General features: G+C 35.2%; 11 protein-coding genes. 4 read left to right on the forward strand and 7 right to left on the reverse strand.

What is annotated here, in order from left to right; all coding sequences use genetic code 11:
- The first annotated feature begins 86 nt into the window (after window positions 1-86).
- Complete coding sequence (locus HJ01_RS13345) at window positions 87-1010, forward strand: LysR family transcriptional regulator (RefSeq protein ID WP_007138989.1); 924 nt, start codon at window positions 87-89, stop codon at window positions 1008-1010.
- A 135-nt stretch (window positions 1011-1145) separates the two neighbouring features.
- On the opposite strand, the gene HJ01_RS13350 is transcribed toward HJ01_RS13345, so the two are convergent.
- A complete protein-coding gene (locus tag HJ01_RS13350; RefSeq protein ID WP_007138990.1) occupies window positions 1146-1655 on the reverse strand; it encodes a GNAT family N-acetyltransferase in 510 nt (169 codons plus the stop codon).
- Between the two features lie 375 nt (window positions 1656-2030).
- Between HJ01_RS13350 and HJ01_RS13355 the strand changes: the two genes are divergently transcribed.
- Entirely contained in the window at window positions 2031-2570 is a 540-nt protein-coding gene (locus HJ01_RS13355; RefSeq protein ID WP_007138991.1) for a YSC84-related protein, read from the forward strand.
- A gap of 474 nt (window positions 2571-3044) precedes the next feature.
- On the opposite strand, the gene HJ01_RS13360 is transcribed toward HJ01_RS13355, so the two are convergent.
- The 4 genes from HJ01_RS13360 to thrA all read right to left on the reverse strand — a co-directional run bounded on the left by HJ01_RS13360 (window position 3045) and on the right by thrA (window position 9590).
- The gene (locus tag HJ01_RS13360) at window positions 3045-3683 is read right to left on the reverse strand and encodes a YceI family protein (RefSeq protein WP_007138992.1); all 639 of its coding nucleotides are present in this window, start codon (window positions 3681-3683) and stop codon (window positions 3045-3047) included.
- A 1025-nt stretch (window positions 3684-4708) separates the two neighbouring features.
- Complete coding sequence (thrC, locus tag HJ01_RS13370) at window positions 4709-5998, reverse strand: threonine synthase (RefSeq protein ID WP_007138995.1); 1290 nt, start codon at window positions 5996-5998, stop codon at window positions 4709-4711.
- A 117-nt stretch (window positions 5999-6115) separates the two neighbouring features.
- On the reverse strand, window positions 6116-7036 hold the full coding sequence (locus HJ01_RS13375) for a homoserine kinase (RefSeq protein ID WP_040473964.1): 921 nt from the start codon (window positions 7034-7036) through the stop codon (window positions 6116-6118).
- A gap of 106 nt (window positions 7037-7142) precedes the next feature.
- Window positions 7143-9590 (reverse strand): bifunctional aspartate kinase/homoserine dehydrogenase I, encoded by a 2448-nt coding sequence (gene thrA / locus HJ01_RS13380; RefSeq protein WP_007138997.1) that lies wholly within the window; start codon window positions 9588-9590, stop codon window positions 7143-7145.
- A 685-nt stretch (window positions 9591-10275) separates the two neighbouring features.
- Between thrA and hutH the strand changes: the two genes are divergently transcribed.
- On the forward strand, window positions 10276-11784 hold the full coding sequence (gene hutH / locus HJ01_RS13385; protein ID WP_040473989.1) for a histidine ammonia-lyase: 1509 nt from the start codon (window positions 10276-10278) through the stop codon (window positions 11782-11784).
- 107 nt (window positions 11785-11891) lie between these two features.
- Here the strand turns inward: hutH and rimK are convergent, their stop codons facing one another.
- Together rimK and HJ01_RS13395 are read right to left on the reverse strand one after the other, a co-directional pair.
- On the reverse strand, window positions 11892-13262 hold the full coding sequence (gene rimK, locus HJ01_RS13390) for a 30S ribosomal protein S6--L-glutamate ligase (RefSeq protein WP_007138999.1): 1371 nt from the start codon (window positions 13260-13262) through the stop codon (window positions 11892-11894).
- Between the two features lie 141 nt (window positions 13263-13403).
- A complete protein-coding gene (locus tag HJ01_RS13395) occupies window positions 13404-15953 on the reverse strand; it encodes an ATP-dependent Clp protease ATP-binding subunit (protein WP_007139000.1) in 2550 nt (849 codons plus the stop codon).
- Window positions 15954-16213: 260 nt separating this feature from the next.
- Here HJ01_RS13395 and gyrA point away from each other — a divergent pair, with 260 nt between their 5' ends.
- Complete coding sequence (gene gyrA, locus HJ01_RS13400; RefSeq protein ID WP_007139002.1) at window positions 16214-18862, forward strand: DNA gyrase subunit A; 2649 nt, start codon at window positions 16214-16216, stop codon at window positions 18860-18862.
- Window positions 18863-18893 lie beyond the last annotated feature (31 nt).

The raw sequence follows: 18893 nt of genomic DNA on the forward strand, positions 1-18893 counted from the left end.
TTATTTTATATTTTACGGTGCAAAGTTGGTAATTCTAATTCATTAGTTTTTATTTATATTTGTAATGTAATCCATTAAAATTATTTATGAAATATACCCTAAATCAATTGCAAATTTTTCTGAAAGTCGTTCAAACACAAAGTGTAACAAGGGCTTCAGAAGAACTTCATTTAACCCAACCCGCTGTTTCTATTCAACTAAAAAATTTTCAAGAACAATTTGAAATACCACTAACAGAGGTACTAGGCAGAAAAATATACATCACCGATTTTGGGAGAGAAATTGCAGAAGCGGCGGAAAATATTATCAACCAAGTATATGCTATTAATTACAAAACATTAGCTTATAAAGGGCAGTTATCAGGACGATTGAAGATTTCAGTTGTTTCAACAGGGAAGTACATAATGCCTTATTTTCTAACTGATTTTATGAAACAAAATTCTGGTATTGAATTATTAATGGATGTTACTAATAAGAATAAAGTTGTAGAGAGTTTAGTCAATAATGAGGTAGATTTTGCACTAGTTTCAATCTTGCCTTCCTCATTAAAGATTGAAAAGATGGATTTGCTTCAAAATAAATTATTCTTAGTAAATGATCAAAAAACAAAATTTAAAAAGGGAGTTACCATCACAGAAATATTTAATGATTTACCCTTGATTTTTAGAGAGAAAGGTTCAGGAACGAGACAAACAATGGAGAGTTTCATTGAACGTAATAATATTTCAGTCTTGAAGAAGATGGAATTAACATCTAATGAAGCGGTTAAGCAAGCCTTGTTAGCTGGTCTGGGATGTTCTATCATGCCATTGATTGGAATTAGAAGTGAATTACAAAGTAATGAATTGCAAATAATCCCAATCAAAGGACTTCCTATTAGAACTACCTGGAGTTTAATTTGGCTCAAAGGCAAGAAACATTCCCCAGTTTCACTTGCTTTTTTAGAGTATTTAAAAAAAGAAAAAACACAAATCGTTCAGGATAAATTTAGTTGGTACGAGCAGTATTAATAAACATACTTTTTGGGATGGCAGCCTAAAGTGGAGTGGAATTTTTAAAACTTTATTATCGCTTTAGGCTTAAAAAAAACAGATTTTGATAACTCTTTTAAAATGCTTACTCAAATCTAATAAAACCAGAAAAAACTAAGTTATTTTTTTCTCCAATACCATAAATTCTAATTTTTCATCCGAAATCGGGATGTGGATGTCACTTACTGGGAACGCTTCTCGTACTCCCGTATCCTTATAACCATGACGCTTGTACCAAGCTATTAGCTCTTCTCTGACTGAAATTACTGTCATTACAATAATTTCCAAATTCAATGTTTGTGCATGAAATTCGGCTTCAGTTAATAATTTCTTTCCAATACCACTATTTTGTAATTCGGGAGAAGCAGTTAGCATGCCTAAATACAGTTTTGTTTCTTTTTTAATCAGCAATACACAACCCACAATGTTATTTTCTTCAGTGAATTTTAGAATAGTATTTTTAGGGTCGGCGATAATCTCAGCTAATTCTTGTTCGTTTGTTCTACTACCGTCTAATAAGCTGGCTTCGGTAGTCCATCCTTTTTTAGAAGCTTCTCCTCGATAAGCTGTATTGATTAATAGGTTTAATGGGGAAATGTCATTTTGTGTTGCTTTTGTAATCATGGTATTCACTCTGTGCTAATTTTTTTTTAACACAAAGATAAAAATCGAACAGTAATATCAACTTTTTTTTTGCTTATCCTTGCGACAGCAATTAATTTTATAAAGCGCAGCGAGAGCAGCTTTGGGTCGGGCTTTTGGCTCAATCTTTGTTTTTTTAGAAAAAAAAGATATCGCTGCAAGCTCTTACGAATAGGAATCACGTTAATTGAGGAATAAGTAAATGTTAATGAGGTTTTTAAGGGAGTCAATATGATTAAACTATAAATCTTGATTGTAAAGTTATAATATTGTTAGTCAGGTAGTTTGTCCTTTAAAAAAATATTTGGTTTACCTTTGAAGGAACGATAATTAATTATAATCTTAAAATAAATTATTATGAAAAAATTAAATAGTATTGGGTTAATAATGATTAGTCTAATGCTGAGTTTAACTCCTATGTTTGCTCAGTCAAGTGCTAAGAAAACAAAAATTATAGAAGATAGCAAGATGGCTAAATCGGAATTTATTAAAAGTGATGCTTTAATGCAGAGCCTATTCGAAAAAGCGGTAGGATATGTTATTTTTCCGAATGTGGGTAAGGGAGGTTTAGGAATTGGAGCTGCAGCTGGTAACGGTGTTGTATATGAAGGAAATTCATTGATTGGTATGGCTAAGTTGTCGCAACTAAGTATTGGTTTTCAAGCCGGCGGGCAAGCGTATCGTGAGGTCATATTTTTTGAATCTAAAGCTGAGTTAGAGCGTTTCAAAGCAAGCCAATTTGAATTTGCAGCGCAAGCATCTGCCGTTGCAGTAACAGAGGGAGCTTCGGCAAATGTAAAATATGCTGATGGTGTTATGGTATTTACCATGCAAAAAGGGGGACTAATGTACGAGGCCTCGATAGGCGGACAGAAATTTAGGTTTACCAGATTATAAGGCTGTTTTTGCTAGTGAAATAACCTTTATTTACTGTTGTAATTTTATTTAGTAATCAATTCTTTTTCATCTGTATTAGGATGTGTTTTTTATAAACATACTTCCAAGGCATGAAGAGAATCGGTATAATAATGCCCTAGAACACACAAGTCATCTTTTCGTCTCGTTAACCCTTGAGCGTGTGTGCAGACCATAATGGATAAGCTACAACGATAAACCAAAGTCCTTTGTTAAAAATCATGAAAAGACATTTTGAGGAATCTTTTTGAGTTCGCTTAACATAGCGCGGTTGTTAATGTTTTTCCATTAGGATACTTTTTGTATATCGCTATTTCAGGACGGGACATGATTTATAAAAAAAAGCTACTAACTTATGAAGTCAGTAGCTTTTATTTACGCATGATAGTTTTAGAAATAAAAAAGGTATTTGCTATCACTACGAAAGGATTCAGTTTAACTGAACCAATATGTTTTTTAGTTTTTGTTCAACAAAACATCAGCATGAACTGCTACTTCGCTCCAGGTTTTACTCACACCATCTGCTCCGGTATGTAAAGCTTCACAGGCTTTATTGATAGATGCTACAGCAGCTAAACCGTCCCAGTTTTCTAAATTCATTACTCCGTCAAAAGAAAGACTAGTGTCGCTGTTGTTAGTGACTTGCAAAGGAATGTTTGCTGTTTTTCCGTTTAGGGTTACATCAATAGAACAAGTGTTTTCTCCTACAACTTTAAACTCACCAGAAATAAGTTCGGTGTTTTTCATTACTCCAAAGAAGAATTTTAAAATCTTTGGGTCTCTGGTTCCTGTCGCGTCATTAGTGAACAAACTGCTTACCGGAATGCTGAATTTAGTGCCGTTTAATGCTTCAAACGCTGTTTTTCCTTCTTCCGTATCCGTCAATGTTATTTCTTTAAAGATACCGCCAACGGCCGCTTTGTCAGTTGTTTTGTAGGCAGTAAAGCTCACTTTTGTCGAGTCATTGATTACGGTATAAGTTCCTTCAGTTGTTTGGCTTTCCGCAGTTTTATCTTCAGTACTTTTTTTAGAGTCTTTACAGCCAACAGCGGTAAACAGAATCATTCCAAGAGCAATCAGTTTTAAATTTTTCATTATACTATACTTTTTTTAATGTTTGATGTAAAATTAGACATTATAATAGGAACAGGGCAGATATAGCGAATTAATGACTTGATATTTAATGTTAAATCTTACAAAAAAGAATGTTAACAACTGTTAATTTTTTAAGAATGCTTGATGTGTTGGATAGTCGACGATATATGGTTTATTAGCGTTTGCTTTTGTAAAGGAGTGGGACGTCATAGCTAGCGTGGTAATTTGCAAATGGTCTATAGGAACGGGTACGAAGTCGGGAGACTTCGCCTTTACTTTGCAGTAGATAAAAAAACCGACTGAGTTTCCCTAGCCGATTTGGTGTACATGGATAATGAGTTCATTTATTTGTATTAGCAGGCAGACAACATTTGAGCAGTAGCTGCACTTTGTGCAGCTGAAGCTGACGCAATAGTTATTGGATCTTTAATATTTGGCGCCCTTTTTTTATGAATTCGTCATATTTTGCAAGTATAGATTGAGCAAGTTTGTGAATACTATCAACTGCATTATTGAACCTTTCTGGTTGTTCCATTTCCCACTCCGATGGAACGCTTAATCTTTGATCTCCTTCCCTAAAAATATTAGGAAGCAAGAAAGAATTAAAGTCTCTAATATAATTTAATAATTCTTCTTTTAAAGATTCTAATTTGGGGTTAAAAAAAATCTAAACCTGGCCTTCGCATTTCAACTTCAATTAAATCGAATGGATGCAAAAGTTCATCTCTGAAACTATAACCCGAAAAATTGTTAGTACGTAGCCAATAGATGTTTTGAATGGTTAACATGTTATTTCGGATTTTGTTGCTTTTAAGTGCGTTATTATGAACTTATCAAAATTATAAAATCGATGATTACAGTACATTAGGTGCAAAAGAGGAGGTTCAGGAAAAAATAGTGGATAACTTGTATTTAATGGTCATAAAATGACTCCATTCCTAAAATAGAAACAGGAAAAATCATTAAAAAAAAACGACTAAAAATCACTTCTCAGTCGTTTGTATATTTAATTAGTGTTTTAAGAATTACCCTAAAAACGCTTTAAACTCCTCGTAAGTTTTAATCTTAGTTCTTACTTTTTCTTTTCCTAATACACTTTCTATTTGTGCAGGAATAGGTAGCTTTACGTTTAATGTGGGTTCTACCGTATCTAAGAACTTTATTGGATGCGCGGTTTCTAAGAAAACCCCAAGTGCATTGCTGTGATTTTCTAATTCTTTTTTCAATCCTAAGTAACCAATGGCTCCGTGCGGTTCTGCTATATAGCCGTCTGTATTGTAAATGGTTTTCATGGCTACTAATGTCTCAGCATCTGAGAAAGTAAAAGAGGAAAAATCCTTTTTGAACTGCGCCAAATCATTCTGGTACATTTCCTGAATACGGACAAAATTACTTGGATTCCCTACATCCATCGCATTCGAAATCGTTGCTTTAGATGGTTTAGGATCGTAAAGTCCGTTTTCTAAGAAACGAGGTACCGTATCATTCACATTAGTTGAAGCAACAAAATGTTCCACAGGCAAGCCCATTTTCTTGGCGATAATTCCCGCACATATATTCCCAAAGTTTCCACTTGGACAAGAGAAAACTAAGGGTTTGTTTTGTTTTTTTAAGGCTTTATATGCAAAGAAGAAATAAAACATTTGTGGCAACCAGCGTGCAATATTAATTGAATTCGCTGAAGTCAGATTGTGATGTTTCAAACTCTCATCTAAGAATGCTTTTTTGACCATATCCTGGCAATCATCAAAAAAACCGTCTACTTCAAGTGCTCTAATATTTTGTCCCAAAGTGGTCAATTGTCGTTCTTGAATGTCACTTACTTTTCCTGAAGGATAAAGGATAATCACTTCAACACCTCTTACACCAAGGAATCCACTAGCAACTGCGCCACCTGTATCTCCGGATGTCGCCACTAGAACTGTATTTCTGCTGTCTTTTTTGTCTTTGTTGAAATATCCCAAACAACGAGACATAAATCGCGCCCCTACATCCTTAAAAGCCATTGTAGGACCATGAAATAATTCAAGTGAGTAGATTCCTTTTTCGACTTCTACAACCGGGAAATCAAAGCAAAGTGTTTCGGCAATAATTTCTTTTAGTTTTTCTTCAGGAATTTCGTCACCGACAAACTGGCGAATTGCTTGAAAAGCAATTTCCTCCTTACTAAGACTTTCGATACTATCAAAAAAGGCTTGAGGCAACGGCGTTATCGTTTCCGGAAAATACAATCCTTTATCGCTTGCTAATCCTTGTATTACCGCTTCTTGAAAAGAAACTTTTGGGGCGTTATGGTTTAAACTGTAGTATTTCATTGTAACTCTTATTTTCTTAAATCTTTTGCTGAAGATTCACAGATTAAAAATAATTTTTAAAAATCAGTGAATCTGCGGCCGTTGTTTCACTGATACATGTTGGTATTCGACTCGGAATTATAAAATTCTTACGCCATCAGGATTCACTTTTGAAACGTGAATCTCGTACGGCAATTTCATTTCGTCATAAACAGCACTCATGGCTTTAGCGATTTGCTTTGCAGTTGCTTCCCCTTTGCTTAAAGCAAAAATAGATGGCCCAGATCCTGATATTCCAGAACCCAAAGCACCATTTCCTAAAGCCGTTCGTTTAATTAAATCAAATCCAGGAATCAGCACACTTCGTATTGGTTCCACAATTTCATCATGAAGTGATCGACCTATTAAGTCGTAATCTTTGGTATATAAACCAGCAATCAATCCGCCTACATTTCCCCATTGCATAATGGCGCTTTTTAAAGAAACCGTTTGCTTTAATACGGAGCGCGCATCGGATGTTTTCAACTCAATTTGTGGATGAACCACCGTCGCATACAATTCAGAAGGACTTTCGATTTTTATAATATCTAGCGGACTGTAACTTCTCACTAATGTAAATCCGCCTAATAGGGCAGGGGCCACATTGTCAGCATGAGCGTTTCCGCAAGCTAGTTTTTCTCCTTGCATAGCAAAGGGAACCAAATCTTTAATTTCGAAAGGTCTTCCCAGCAATTCATTGATTCCAAAAACAGCACCTGCTGAACTGGCAGCGCTACTCCCAATTCCGCTTCCGGCTTTGATGTTTTTGTAGATTTCGATATCAAATCCCGCATCTGAATTTAACGCTTCTAACATCGCCAAAGCCGCTACTCCGGCTACGTTTTTCTCGGTTTCAAGAGGCAAGTCGGCACCAACTAATTTAGTGATGCGAATTCCTTTTTTGTCTGATTTTCGGATAACCATTTCATCCCCAACATTGTCTAAACACAATCCGAGGACATCAAATCCACAAGATAGATTGGCGATGGTTGCAGGGCAAAATATTTTTATTTCATTCATGTTATGAGTCTTAAAGTCTAAAGTCATAAAGTGGCAAAGTCGCATAAATTGTCTAAAAGTTCCGATTTTATCGTTCGGGCTTTACGACATTCGACTTTATGACTAATTAAATGTTTCCAATTCGAATTACATCTGCAAAAATTCCCGAAGCAGTCACCGCAGCACCAGCACCAGCACCTTTTATCAATAAAGGTTGGTCTACATAGCGATCTGTATAGAACAATACGATATTGTCTTTTCCTTCTAAGTTGTAAAATGGATGGTCTTTTGTGATGAATTGCAAACCAACGCTTGCTTTTCCGTCTTCAAACTGGGCTACAAATTTTAATCGGCTGTCTTTGGCATTGGCTTCTGCCAAAATACCTTCAAAATGAGTAGCGTGTTCAATTAGAGATTTAAAGAAATCGTCATTATTTAAAGTTTCCATACATGCTTCAGGAAGGAAAGATTCATTTTCAATTTCTTCAATTTCCATTTTGTATCCGCTTTCACGAATCAAAATCAATATTTTTCTTGCAACGTCAATTCCGCTCAAATCGATCTTTGGATCTGGTTCAGTAAATCCTTGTATTCCGGCTTCTTTTACTACATCATGAAAAGAGTTGTCTTTATCAAAATTATTGAAGATAAAGTTCAAACTTCCTGATAATACTGCTTGGATTTTATTGACTTTATCGCCTGAGGCTACTAAGTTTTTTACAGTGTCAATAATAGGTAATCCTGCGCCAACATTTGTTTCAAACAAGAAAGGAGCGCTGTATCTTCTTGATAAGTTTTTAAGGTTTTTGTAATTGTCAAAAGCGGAGGAACAGGCAATTTTATTACAAGTAACAACTGCAACACTCTCTCTTAAAAAGTGCTCATAGGTTTGTGAAACGCTTTCATTTGCCGTAATATCTACAAAAATACTGTTACGTAAATTGAGTGCTTTAACTTGTTTAATGAACAATTGTTGATCTGCTTTTTCTCCTTTGTCTAAAAGAGATTCCCATGATTTTAGATCAATGCCTTCTTCATCAAAAAGCATTTTTCTAGAATTAGCCAAGGCAATAACTCTCAGATTTATTTTTAAATTGTCTTTTAGGAATTTATTCTGTTGGTTGATCTGATCGATGAATTTCTCACCTACATTACCAACACCCATAACAAACAAGTTCAATTGTTTTGTGTTGTCTTCAAAGAAGCGTTCGTGAAGTGTATTCAATGCTTTTTTGACATCTCTTTCGTTAATTACTGCCGATATGTTTCTTTCAGAAGCACCCTGAGCAATAGCACGAATATTGACGTTGTTTTTTCCTAAAGTACTGAACATTTTTCCGCTCAGTCCTTGGTGGTTTTTCATATTTTCTCCAACCAAAGCAATGATGCAAAGATTTTTCTCTACTATGCAAGGGTCGATTTTGTGTTGTGAAATTTCTATTTGAAAAGCTCTATTGATGGCATCTTCTGCATTTCCTGCATCTGAATTTAGAATCCCAATACAAATGGAATGCTCTGAAGAAGCTTGAGTTATAAAAATTACGTTGATGTTTTCATTTGATAAAACTTCAAACAGTCTTTTTGAAGACCCAGAAACACCAATCATTCCAGGTCCTTCTAGCGTAATCAAAGAGATGTGCTCGATATGGCTGATTCCTTTTACGGGAGAACCATTCGATAGGCTATTGCTTGAAATAAAAGTTCCTTCTGCCTCTGGTTCGAAAGTGTTTTTGATATGAATTGGAATATTCTTTCTCAAAACGGGCTGAATAGTTGGAGGGAATAAAACTTTGGCACCAAAATGTGACAACTCCATTGCTTCTTGGTATGAAATAGAGGCAATCGGTTGGGCTTGTTTTACGATTTTTGGATTGGCAGTGTACATTCCGTTTACATCAGTCCAAATTTCTAAATCAGTTGCGTCTAATGCGCCAGCCATAATTGCAGCTGTATAATCAGATCCACCACGACCTAAAGTAGTATTGATGCCATCAAGAGAGGAAGCAATGAAACCTGGCATAACTACAACTTGGGAATCATTCGAAGCATAAAAATCAGTAATTAGCTGGTTTGTTACTTCAAAGTTTACTGCTGCTTTTCCAAAAGTGTTATTGGTTTTGATTAGCTCACGGCTGTCTTTATAACTGCTGTTTTTTAGATTTTGTTTTAACGTTTCGGCAATTATATAGGACGACAATAACTCTCCAAAGCTTAAAATAGTGTCAGATGTTCTATTTGATAATTCACCTAATAAGAAGCAACCATCTAATAAAGTCTCCAAATGATTTATTATTCTCTTGATGTGGCTTAATGAACCACTTTGTTCGCTAATTGGAATTAATTCCTTGATAGCATCTAGGTGTTTTTTCTCGATGTCGGCAACAATCTCTTTATAGCTGTCGTCATTTGATGCTGCTTTTTCAGAAGCTAGTTGTAACAAATCAGTCACTTTGCTAAGTGCAGAAACCACTACAATTAATTTATCTTGTTTTGCTTTATTGAATACAATGTCTAAGACACGTTTTATATTTTGGGAATTGGCGACCGAAGTTCCGCCAAATTTTAATATTTTCATTTTGTTTGTTTTGATTTAAAAAATGCAACCTTCTTTTATACATCCAATTACCTTCCTCCTAAAAAAAGAAAAATAGTATAATAGGATTATATGTAAAATGTATACCCCTAAGGGGTAGTAGTTGTTGTAGCTGTAAATGTAGAGGTAACAGAAAGTGAAACCCAAATTTGAGTTGTTATCGAAGAGTGATATGTTGATCTGTTGTCTTTCATTATTGTTTTTCAAAAATACAGTTTTTTATAAAAAGCAAAAAACCTTTTTTCGATTTTTACGAATATTTTAATAATCTAACGAGAATTTGCCCTCTATTGACTATTTCTCATTTTAAGCGCTTGATAGCGGGACAATTGATAAAATTTATTGAATGAAGAATCTTAAGGGATGTAGTTTTAATTCTTAATTTTCAAAATAGTATGCCAGAATACGCTCGTTTCGACTTGATAAATAATGTATTTCTTTGCTTTGGCGACAATTTGCATTTGTAATTAGCTTTTACTGCAATATTATTTAGGATGCTTTTATGTTTTTTGAAACTTCGTTGCTATAAAAGCAGGATATTCTTGTAATTTTCGCGTCAAATTTAAATAATTAATATTATTTGATAAGTATTTTAAATTATTGTCAATATATGTTGCTTTTTAATATTGATTTATTGAATTTTGGCTATTCAAAATTCGATACGAAAATGGACAATACACATTATATAAGTACTGAGATACTTTCTCTTGAAATAGTACAAGAAATTATTTCGCAACACAAATCATTAGAGTTGTCTGATGAAGCCAAAGTAAATATTCAAAAATGCCGTGATTTTCTAGATAAAAAAATGGCTTCCCACTCGGAGCCTATTTATGGTATTAATACTGGTTTTGGCTCTCTTTGTAATGTGAAAATTTCAAATGAGAACTTGTCTAAATTACAAGAAAACTTAGTGAAATCGCATGCTTGTGGTACGGGTGAAGAAGTTCCTAGTGTTATTGTGAAATTAATGTTGTTGCTTAAAATACAATCCTTGAGCTACGGACATTCAGGGATACAATTACAAACAGTAGATCGATTGATAGGCTTTTATAATAATGATATTTTACCAGTAATCTATACCCAAGGTTCGTTAGGTGCCTCAGGGGATCTAGCTCCTTTAGCACATTTGTCATTGCCTTTGTTAGGAGAAGGTGAAGTGTATTTTGAAGGCAAGAAAGTGCATTCAAGTGTAATAATGAAGCACTTTAACTGGGAACCAATTGTTTTGCAGTCTAAAGAAGGTTTGGCTTTATTAAACGGTACTCAATTTATGAGTGCTTACGGAGCGCATATTTTAATGAAAGCGAATAAGTTCTCTTACTTAGCAGATTTAATAGCAACAATCTCCTTAGAGGGGTTTGATGGTCGTATCGAACCATTTCATGAATTGATACATTTTATTCGTCCTCACAAAGGACAAATCGTAACAGCTACTCGTGTTAAAGAATTTTTGGAAGGTAGTGAAATCATTGAGCAAGAGAAAACACATGTACAGGATCCCTATTCGTTTCGTTGTATTCCGCAGGTGCATGGAGCTTCAAAAGATGCTTTTGAGTATGTGAAAAAAGTATTTAAAACTGAAATTAATTCGGTTACAGACAATCCTAATATATTCATCGAAAGTGACCAAATCATTTCAGGAGGGAATTTTCACGGGCAACCTTTGGCTTTAGCCCTAGATTTTATGGCAATTGCGCTTGCTGAATTGGGAAGTATCTCAGAAAGAAGGACCTATCAATTGATTTCAGGATTACGTAATCTTCCTGCGTTCTTGGTGGATAACCCTGGATTAAACTCAGGATTAATGATTCCTCAATATACCGCTGCAAGTATTGCTAGTCAGAACAAACAATTAGCTACACCTTCAAGTGTTGACAGTATCGTATCTAGTAATGGCCAGGAAGACCATGTGAGTATGGGGGCTAATGGAGCTACAAAGGCATTGCGAGTGATGGATAATATCGAGCGCATTTTGGCTATAGAATTGATGAATGCGTCTCAAGCGATTCAATACAGAAGACCTTTGAAATCAAGTGATTTTATCGAAATGTTTTTAGCTGCTTACAGAGAAGAAGTTTCCTTCATAAAAGAGGACCGAATTTTACATTATGACATAGAGAAAACGGTTTCTTTCTTGAACAGTTTCCAAATCGAAGAAGATTTACTATCGTAATTTTAAGAGAACAAAAATCAAATAAAAAAACCATCCAAATTTTAGAAATTGGATAGTTTTGTTTTTTTAATCAGTTTAGCAACAAAGCTGTATTGATTGAATCCGCGTTATTTTATTTTAAAGTTCTTTTCAATAGCTTTAATCATTTCACCTGCGATATCTTTATTTGTCGCCCCTTCGATTCCTTCTAATCCTGGAGAAGAATTAACTTCCAGTAGTAAAGGTCCTTTTGAAGAACGTATAATATCTACACCTGCTACTTTTAAATCCATAGCTTTTGCCGCTTTTATTGCGATCCGTTTTTCTTCCATGGTTGCTTTTATTACAGATGCGGTTCCGCCCAAGTGAATGTTAGCTCTAAATTCTCCAGGCATGGCCTCACGTTGTATTGAGGCTACCACTTTTCCATCGATAACGAAACAACGAATGTCTTTTCCGTTAGCTTCTTTGATGAACTCTTGTACCAATATGTTAGCATTAACACTTTTAAATGCATTGATAACGCTTTCGGCAGCTTTTTTAGTCTCAGCTAAAACAACACCTTTTCCTTGTGTTCCTTCTAGTAGTTTTACTATGAGTGGGGAACCACCAACCATTTTAATTAAATCATTAGTATCCAAAGGCGAATTGGCAAACCCTGTAGTAGGGATTCCTATTCCACTATTTAATAGTAATTGAAGTGAGTATAATTTGTCACGAGATTGTGTTATTGCGCTTGCAGAGTTCAAGCAAAATACTTTTAATGCTTCGAACTGTCTGGTTAAAGCACATCCGTAAAAAGTAATACTTGGTCTTATTCTTGGAATAATAGCATCAAATTGGTTTAGAATTATCCCGCCGCGATAATGAATTTCTGGGGTATCGGCATCAAGTCTCATATAACACTCCTTGATGTTTAAAAAATGCATTTCGTGCCCGCGCATTTCGCCGGCTTCCATGATTCTTTTGTTGCTATATAACTCAGGGTTGCTTGCTAAAACGCCTATTCGTAAACCTGTACTGGCTTTTTCAGAATTCTTATATAATTCCTTGAGATTATCAGTTGTGGGTTGTCCTAAAAGATATTGTTGTTCTGGATCAACAAGGACTCTTCCGCTCATTGCTTCTCTTCCTAAAAGCATACGAAAACCCATAGAATCCCGATTGGTCAATGTCATTTCAATAGGCCATTTAGAATCCCCAATTTCTAAAATAGTCTGAATAACGTAGCGCTGTTCACGAAATCCGCTGGAGCTTTTCACGATTCGTTTATCGATTAATGGTGCCTCACAGTGTATAACGGTTTTGAGGTTATTCTGAATTGGATTGATGTCAAATCTAACCCAGTTTGCTTCATTTTTGATGAAAGGAGCGATGTTTATAGCATGTAATGCAGATGTTTTTGCACCTGAATCGACACGCGCTTTTATTGTAGGAATTCCCAGTTCTGGAAATGAACACCATTCTTCGCTACCTAGGATTACTTTGTTTTGTGACATATTTTAAATTGTTTGAGCGGTAATTATAAAGTTCAAATGTAAATATTTGTTTTTAATAATATAGGAAATAAATATAAAGAATAAACCCGCTATGTTATAAAAACGTAACGGGTTTATTTTAGTAATTACTGATTTAACAATCTATTGCTTTGTAGGCTCTTCAGCTTTTTTGACTGTTACTGTCAATTCTTGGGCGCCTTCTTCAATATCCATGAAAATATCGTCACCAGAGGCGATTTTAGAAGTGATAATCTCTTCAGCAAGTGTATCCTCAACATATTTTTGAATGGCTCTTTTTAGTGGTCTAGCGCCAAATTGTCTGTCGAAACCTTTTTCTGCAATAAAGGCTTTTGCTTTATCTGAAAGGCTTAAGTTGTAACCTAGTTCGGATACTCTAGCATATAATTTTTTCAATTCAATTTCAATAATTAAATCAATATCATGTTTTTCTAAAGCATTGAACACGATTACGTCATCAATTCTGTTTAAAAATTCAGGAGCAAATGTTTTCTTTAATGCATTTTCAATGATGCTCTTAGAATTATCATCGGCCTGTGCTACTTTTGCAGCAGTACCAAAACCAACTCCTTGACCAAAATCTTTTAACTGTCGAGCTCCAACATTTGAAGTCATGATTATAATGGTGTTTTTGAAATCAATTTTGCGACCTAAACTATCTGTTAAATATCCGTCATCAAGAACTTGCAATAACATATTGAATACATCTGGATGTGCTTTCTCTATCTCATCTAATAAAACCACACAATATGGTTTTCTACGAACTTTCTCTGTTAATTGTCCTCCTTCTTCGTATCCAACGTATCCCGGAGGCGCTCCAACTAAGCGAGAAATGGCAAATTTTTCCATGTATTCACTCATGTCAATACGAACTAAGGCATCTTCAGAGTCAAATAATTCTTTGGCTAACACTTTAGCTAATTGTGTTTTTCCAACTCCTGTTTGACCAAGGAATATGAATGAACCAATAGGTCTGTTTGGATCTTTCAATCCAGCGCGATTTCTTTGAATAGAACGGGCAATTTTCAGAACAGCTTCATTTTGACCGACCACCTTACTTTCTATAAGCTGAGGTAATTTAGCTAGTTTGTTACTTTCCGTTTGTGCGATACGATTTACAGGAATTCCGGTCATCATCGATACAACATCAGCGACATTGTCTTCTGTAACTTCAATTCGGTTGTTTTTAGCATCTTCTTCCCATTGTTCTTGGGCTATAGCCAATTCTTTTTCGATGCGTTTCTCATCATCTCGAAGTTTAGCTGCCTCTTCATACTTTTGTTTTTTTACCACGACATTTTTCAATTCACGAACATCTTCTAATTGACGTTCTAAATCTAAAATTTGTTTTGGAACTTCGATATTAGTTATGTGTACGCGTGAACCTGCCTCATCTAAAGCGTCAATAGCTTTGTCTGGTAAAAATCGTTCAGACATATACCTGTTTGTTAATTTTACACAGGCTTCAATTGCTTCTGGTGAATAAGTAACATTATGATGGTCTTCGTATTTGTTTTTAATGTTATTCAAAATGGTAATCGTTTCTTCAACAGAAGTTGGTTCTACGATTATCTTTTGAAAACGTCTTTCTAATGCACCATCTTTTTCTATGTACTGTCTGTATTCGTCAAGTGTAGTAGCTCCAATACATTGGATTTCTCCTCTTGCTAAAGCTGGTTTGAACATGTTTGATGCGTCTAGGGAACCGGTAGCTCCACCAGCACCAACAATAGTGTGAATTTCATCTATGAAAAGAATGATATCATCATTTTTCTCTAGTTCGTTCATTACCGCTTTCATACGCTCTTCAAACTGTCCTCTATATTTAGTGCCGGCAACAAGGCTTGCTAAATCTAAAGTTACAACACGTTTGTTGAATAGGATTCTTGAAACTTTCTTTTGAATGATTCGTAACGCTAATCCTTCAGCAATAGCAGATTTTCCAACACCAGGCTCACCGATAAGGAGCGGGTTGTTCTTTTTGCGTCGGCTTAGAATCTGGCATACACGCTCAATTTCTTTTTCTCGTCCTACGACAGGATCTAATTTTCCTTCTTCAGCCATTTCGGTTAAATCTCTTCCGAAGTTGTCCAAAACGGGTGTTTTAGATTTTTTATTTGATTTATTGGCGGGATTATTAAAATTCCCTTCCTTCATACTGTCATCTTGTCCTGAATCATCGTTGTATGAGTCAGTTGCTTTTGGTAAATTCTCTAAGAATTCTTCTTCGCTTGGTGTCATATTTATATATTGTTCTTTAGCTACATCGTAATCAATTTTTAATTTATTCAGTAGCTTGGTTGTAGGATCGTTCTCGTTTCTAAGAATACATAATAATAGGTGAGCTGTGCTTACGGATGAGCTTTGAAATACTTTAGCTTCTAAAAAGGTTGTTTTCAATGCGCGCTCCGCTTGACGAGTCAAATGAAGGTTTTTCTTTTCTATATTACTCTCTATAGTAGGGTTTGCAGGGCTTAGTATTTCTACCTTTCTGCGTAAATGGTCTAAGTCAATAGACAGGTTATTTAATATTTGTATCGCTTTGCCACTTCCATCTCGAAGGATACCTAGCATCAAGTGTTCTGTTCCAATGAAGTCATGACCTAGTCGCAAAGCTTCTTCTTTGCTGTAAGTAATAACGTCTTTTACTCTTGGTGAAAAATTATCATCCATAATATATGTATTGATTGTATGTGTAAATTTAGTGAATTACCATTTGAAAAACAAAAATCGTTCCTTAAGATATCATGTCAGCTAATTGACGAAAAAATGATGAAATGGAATCGAAAAAAACATTTTATTTATCAAAAAAATGTCAATCGGGTTTTGTTGATAAATCATTAAAATAAGTATGTTAAAAGACTTTTAAAAATTTCAAAAAAGCGTATATTGGCACGTTTTGAAACTAATATAATTTTTTAATATAACAACTTATGTCTGAAGGAGAAAAGTTAATTCCTATTAACATAGAAGATGAAATGAAAACAGCTTACATCGATTATTCGATGTCGGTTATTGTATCAAGAGCACTTCCAGATGTTAGAGATGGCTTGAAACCAGTACATCGAAGAGTACTTTTTGGGATGCATGATTTAGGAGTTAACTCACGATCTGCCCACAAAAAGTCAGCAAGAATTGTCGGGGAAGTTCTAGGAAAGTATCACCCACACGGAGATACATCCGTTTATGACGCCATGGTTCGAATGGCACAGGAGTGGAGTTTACGTTATTTACTAATTGACGGTCAAGGTAATTTTGGGTCTGTAGATGGAGATAGTCCTGCTGCGATGCGTTATACTGAGGCTAGAATGCGCAAGATTTCAGAAGAAATTTTGGCGGATATAGATAAGGAAACTGTTGATTTCAAATTAAATTTTGATGATACGTTGCAAGAGCCGACGGTTATGCCAACTCGTGTTCCTACCTTATTAATTAATGGGGCAACAGGAATTGCTGTGGGTATGGCGACCAATATGCCGCCTCACAATTTAACTGAGGTAATTGACGGTACCTTGGCGTACATGGATAATAATGATATCGAAATTGATGAATTAATAAATTATATAAAAGCACCAGATTTTCCTACTGGTGGTATAATATATGGTTATGAAGGCGTTCGTGAAGCTTTTAAAACAGGTAGAGGTAGAGTAGTAATGCGCGCCAAAGTTGGTTTTGAAGAAGTGGATGGTCGTGAGTCAATCATTGTTACTGAAATTCCATACCAAGTCAATAAGGCAGATATGATCAAGCGTACTGCGGATTTGGTTAATGATAAGAAAATTGAAGGGATAGCAAACATACGTGATGAATCAGATAGAAACGGTATGCGTATTGTTTATATCTTGAAGCGTGACGCTACACCTAATGTGGTTTTGAATACCTTATATAAGTACACGCAGCTACAATCTTCATTCAGTGTAAATAATATTGCAATTGTAAAAGGTCGTCCTCAAATGTTGAATTTGAAAGACCTGATTCACTATTTTGTTGAGCATCGTCATGATGTGGTGACTCGTAGAACGCAATTTGAATTGAGAAAAGCGGAAGCAAGGGCGCATATTTTAGAAGGTTTGATTATTGCTTCAGATAATATTGATGAGGTAATAGCCTTGATTAAAGCCTCGAAAAGTACGGAAGAAGCAAGGGAAAAATTAATTGAAAGATTCAAATTATCGGATATTCAATCTCGTGCGATTGTAGAAATGCGTTTACGTCAGTTAACAGGTCTTGAACAAGATAAGTTAAGAACGGAATACGATGAAATAATGAAGTTAATCGAGCATTTGAGAGCTTTACTTGCTGATGTTAACTTAAGAATTGCTTTGATTAAAGAAGAGCTTATTGAAATACGGGATAAATACGGAGACGAGCGTCGTTCAGTTATTGAGTATTCTGGTGGTGATGTTAGTATCGAAGATTTAATTGCAGATGAAAATGTAGTGATTACGATTTCGCACGCTGGATACATCAAAAGAACGAACTTAACAGAATATAAAACTCAAAATAGAGGCGGAGTTGGCCAAAAAAGTGCAGGAACAAGAGATCAAGATTTCTTGGAGCACATGTTTGTGGCAACAAATCACCAGTATATGATGTTCTTTACTCAAAAAGGGAAATGTTTCTGGATGCGTGTTTATGAAATACCAGAAGGAAGTAAGACAGCTAAAGGTAGAGCGATTCAGAATCTTATAAACATTGAGAGTGATGATAAAGTGAAAGCATTTATTTGTACTCAAGATTTAAAAGACCAAGATTATATTAAGAGCCATAATTTGATTATGGTAACTAAAAAAGGTCAGGTTAAGAAAACATCTTTGGAGAAATATTCTAAACCTAGAGTAAACGGTGTTGCCGCTATTACAATTAAGGATGGTGATGAGTTATTGGAAGCAAAATTAACCAATGGGGAAAGCCAAATTATACTTGCAGTTAAGTCTGGGAAGTTAGTTCGTTTTGAAGAAACCAAGACACGTCCAATGGGAAGAACTGCCTCTGGAGTTCGTGGAATTACACTAAAGGATGATAGTGACGAGGTGATTGGCATGGTTACTGTAGACAAAAATAATATAAATGACTCGCAAGTTTTAGTTGTTACTGAAAATGGATACGGAAAACGTACCAAATTAGTTGACGAAGACGGGGAAGATGTATACAGAATTACAAACCGTGGTGGAAAAGGAGTTAAGACTTTGAATATCACAGAGAAAACAGGAAGTCTAATTTCGATAAATGCTGTAACTGATGCTGATGATTTAATGATTATCAATAAATCAGGTTTAACTATAAGAATGGCAGTTGAAGATTTGCGTGTAATGGGACGTGCTACTCAAGGTGTCAAATTGATTAACCTAAAAGGTAAAGATTCGATTGCTGCTGTTACTAAGGTAATGAAAGATGATGTTGAAGAAACTGTTGTTGATGAAGACGGGAACATTATTGAATCAGAAGCTATCGAGAGAGTAAAACCGGTGCTTGAGGTTCTAGAAGATGAAGAAGGTGTTGAAGAAGAAGACGATTCTGACGATGAGGAAGCTGAGGATGAAGATGTCGAAGAGGATGATTCAGAAGATGACGAAGAATAACAAAACAATTATTATAAACCAAGAAAAATTT

The sequence above is a fragment of the Flavobacterium frigoris PS1 genome, from assembly GCF_000252125.1.
GTDB lineage: Bacteria > Bacteroidota > Bacteroidia > Flavobacteriales > Flavobacteriaceae > Flavobacterium > Flavobacterium frigoris_A.

Excerpts from the sequence above, each read along its gene's own strand:
- HJ01_RS13360 (WP_007138992.1), bottom strand. The coding sequence starts at position 3,683 with ATGAAAAATTTAAAACTGATTGCTCTTGGAATGATTCTGTTTACCGCT.
- HJ01_RS13350 (WP_007138990.1), bottom strand. The coding sequence starts at position 1,655 with ATGATTACAAAAGCAACACAAAATGACATTTCCCCATTAAACCTATTA.
- gyrA (WP_007139002.1), top strand. The coding sequence starts at position 16,214 with ATGTCTGAAGGAGAAAAGTTAATTCCTATTAACATAGAAGATGAAATG.
- HJ01_RS13355 (WP_007138991.1), top strand. The coding sequence starts at position 2,031 with ATGAAAAAATTAAATAGTATTGGGTTAATAATGATTAGTCTAATGCTG.
- HJ01_RS13395 (WP_007139000.1), bottom strand. The coding sequence starts at position 15,953 with ATGGATGATAATTTTTCACCAAGAGTAAAAGACGTTATTACTTACAGC.
- HJ01_RS13375 (WP_040473964.1), bottom strand. The coding sequence starts at position 7,036 with ATGAATGAAATAAAAATATTTTGCCCTGCAACCATCGCCAATCTATCT.
- HJ01_RS13345 (WP_007138989.1), top strand. The coding sequence starts at position 87 with ATGAAATATACCCTAAATCAATTGCAAATTTTTCTGAAAGTCGTTCAA.
- hutH (WP_040473989.1), top strand. The coding sequence starts at position 10,276 with ATGGACAATACACATTATATAAGTACTGAGATACTTTCTCTTGAAATA.
- thrA (WP_007138997.1), bottom strand. The coding sequence starts at position 9,590 with ATGAAAATATTAAAATTTGGCGGAACTTCGGTCGCCAATTCCCAAAAT.
- thrC (WP_007138995.1), bottom strand. The coding sequence starts at position 5,998 with ATGAAATACTACAGTTTAAACCATAACGCCCCAAAAGTTTCTTTTCAA.
- rimK (WP_007138999.1), bottom strand. The coding sequence starts at position 13,262 with ATGTCACAAAACAAAGTAATCCTAGGTAGCGAAGAATGGTGTTCATTT.